This window comes from Nocardiopsis sp. TNDT3, assembly GCF_003427465.1.
In the GTDB taxonomy this organism is placed as follows: Bacteria; Actinomycetota; Actinomycetes; order Streptosporangiales; family Streptosporangiaceae; genus Nocardiopsis; species Nocardiopsis dassonvillei.
In genome coordinates, this window is record NZ_QPFC01000904.1 from 1 (window position 1) to 2,781 (window position 2,781).

A 2,781-nucleotide genomic window follows, 5' to 3' on the forward strand; every position below is an offset into this window, starting at 1 on the left:
TCGAGACCGACGCCGAGGCCACCGAGGCCGCGGGCGAGGCCTACGGCGGTTCCCTGTTCGACACCGAGACCCTCGAACTCACCGTGCTGGTCACCGACGCCTCCGCCGTCGAGGCGGTCGAGGCCACCGGAGCCCAGGCCACCGTCGTCTCCCACGGCACCGAGGGCCTGACCGAGGTCGTCGAGGACCTCAACGGCGCCGAGGTTCCCGAGAGCGTCCTCGGCTGGTACCCGGACGTGGAGAGCGACACCGTCGTGGTCGAGGTGCTGGAGGGCTCCGACGCCGACGTCGCCGCCCTGCTCGCCGACGCCGGTGTGGACTCCTCCTCGGTCCGGGTGGAGGAGACCGAGGAGGCCCCGCAGGTCTACGCCGACATCATCGGCGGCCTGGCCTACTACATGGGCGGCCGCTGCTCCGTCGGCTTCGCCGCGACCAACAGCGCCGGTCAGCCCGGTTTCGTCACCGCCGGCCACTGCGGCACCGTCGGCACCGGCGTGACCATCGGCAACGGCACCGGCACCTTCCAGAACTCGGTCTTCCCCGGCAACGACGCCGCCTTCGTCCGCGGTACCTCCAACTTCACCCTGACCAACCTGGTCTCGCGCTACAACTCCGGCGGCTACCAGTCGGTGACCGGTACCAGCCAGGCCCCGGCCGGCTCGGCCGTGTGCCGCTCCGGCTCCACCACCGGCTGGCACTGCGGCACCATCCAGGCCCGCAACCAGACCGTGCGCTACCCGCAGGGCACCGTCTACTCGCTCACCCGTACCAACGTGTGCGCCGAGCCCGGTGACTCCGGCGGTTCGTTCATCTCCGGCTCGCAGGCCCAGGGCGTCACCTCCGGCGGCTCCGGCAACTGCTCCGTCGGCGGCACGACCTACTACCAGGAGGTCACCCCGATGATCAACTCCTGGGGCGTCAGGATCCGCACCAGCTGACACACCCTCCAGCACGTCCCCCGTCCGCGCGCAGACGCGGGCGGGGGACGCCCGTGTCCGGCGGCCCCGGGCGGCCGGAAACCGTGGGGGCTCGCGCGGACGGCGGGCGCAAGCCGGCGGGAGGCGCGACCGGGCACGGTCCCGGCCGGGACTCAGGGGGCGCGGTGGACGACGCGGCCGTCGAGCACCGTCATCCACGCGTCGACCTCGCGCAGCCGCTCGGCGGGCAGGGCCTCCACGTCGCGGTCCAGCACCACCAGGTCGGCCAGGTGTCCGGGGCGCAGCGCTCCCAGGCGGTCCTCCACGCCCAGCGCGTGCGCGGCGTCCAGGGTGTGGGCGCGCAGGGCCTCGTGCAGGGTGACGGCCTGCTCGACGCCGATCTCCCGGCCCTCGCGGGTGGTGCGGCACACCGCGTTGGCCACGGTGTCCATCGGGCGCAGGCTGGAGACGAAGGAGTCGCTGGAGAGCACCGGGCGCAGCCCCAGGTCCAGTTCCTCGCGCATGGGCTGGAGCCGGTGGGCCCGCTCCCCCAGGCGGCGCAGGAAGTCGCCGCCGCTGTCGTACAGGAAGTTGGGCTGGTTGACGGGGATGACGCCGTAGTCGGTGAAGCGCTTGGCCTGCTCCGGGGTGGGGTAACCGCAGTGCTCCACGCGCGGGCGCGGGTCGGGGCCCGACACCCGCGCGGCCGAGGCGATGGCGGCCAGGGTGTTGTCCATGGCCGCGTCGCCCTGGGTGTGGACGGCCACCTGCCAGCCCTCCGCGGCGGCCCGCGTGACCAGGTCCACGAGCTGGTCGGGGTGGTGGTAGAGGCTGCCCGCGAACTCGCCGTGCTCGCCGTAGGGGACGCTGAACTTGGCGGTGCCGCCCAGCAGGGTGCCGTCGGAGTAGAACTTCATGCCGGTCAGCCGCAGCCAGTCGTCGCCGAAGGGGCTGGCCAGCCCGGCGGAGGTGAGCGCGTCCAGCTGGTGGGACAGCGGCATGCCGAACGTGCGCAGCGGCAGGGTCCCGGCCGCGCGGGCGGCCCGGTACACGCGCAGCTCGCGTGCCGAGACCTGCGGGTCGCACACGGTGGTGACCCCGGCCGACAGGTAGGGGTCGGCCGCGGCGGCCAACCAGCCCAGGAGCTGTTCGGCGGGCAGGTCGGTGTGGAAGTTGGGGCCGTGGCAGCCGATGTCCACGGCCAGGGGCAGCAGCAGCTCCATGGCCGAGTCCAGGACCATGCCCGTCAGGCGCCCGCCCTCGTCGCGCACGAAGGAGCCGCCCGCCGGGTCGGGGACGTCCTCGCCGATACCGCTCCAGGCCAGGGCGGCGGAGTTGACCACGGCCTGGTGGCCCGAGACGTGGTAGACGATGACCGGGTGCTCCCCGGTGGCCCCGTCCAGGTCGCGGCGGGTGGGCCGCCCTCCCGGGAACTTGGCGTCGTCCATGTGGAAGGCGCGGATCCACTGGCCGGGCGGGGTGCGCTCGGCCTCGGCCCCGATGACGGCGACCAGGTCGGCGGCGCTGCCCACCCGGGGGTACCCGGCGTCGACGGCGGCCAGCGACTCGGCGGTGGAGAGCAGGTGGTTGTGCGGGTCGATGAACCCGGGCAGGACGGTCCGTCCGCCCGCGTCCACCTCCACCGCGCCCGGGCCCGCGGCGGCGCGGGCGGCCTCGGTGTCCCCGGCCAGGCGGACCCGGCCCTCGCGCACGGCCACGGCGCGGGCCCGGGGGTTGGCGTCGTCCATGGTCAGGACGTTGGCGTTGTGGATGAGCAGACCGGACACGGGTGGGATTCCTCCTCGGTGGGCTGGCGCCGGACCGGTCGGCCCGGCGGCGGTGCGGGGGGACGCGCGGCGGTCGG

The 2,781-nt window shown here is 74.5% G+C and carries 2 protein-coding genes; one reads left to right on the forward strand and one right to left on the reverse strand.

The features are described 5' to 3' along the window. A partial coding sequence (locus DQW06_RS21380; RefSeq protein ID WP_157983536.1) for a S1 family peptidase occupies window positions 1–938 on the forward strand: 938 nt, incomplete at its 5' end. 152 nt (window positions 939–1,090) lie between these two features. Here DQW06_RS21380 and DQW06_RS21385 read toward each other — a convergent pair. Continuing rightward, entirely contained in the window at window positions 1,091–2,704 is a 1,614-nt protein-coding gene (locus tag DQW06_RS21385; RefSeq protein ID WP_013152528.1) for an amidohydrolase, read from the reverse strand. Window positions 2,705–2,781 lie beyond the last annotated feature (77 nt).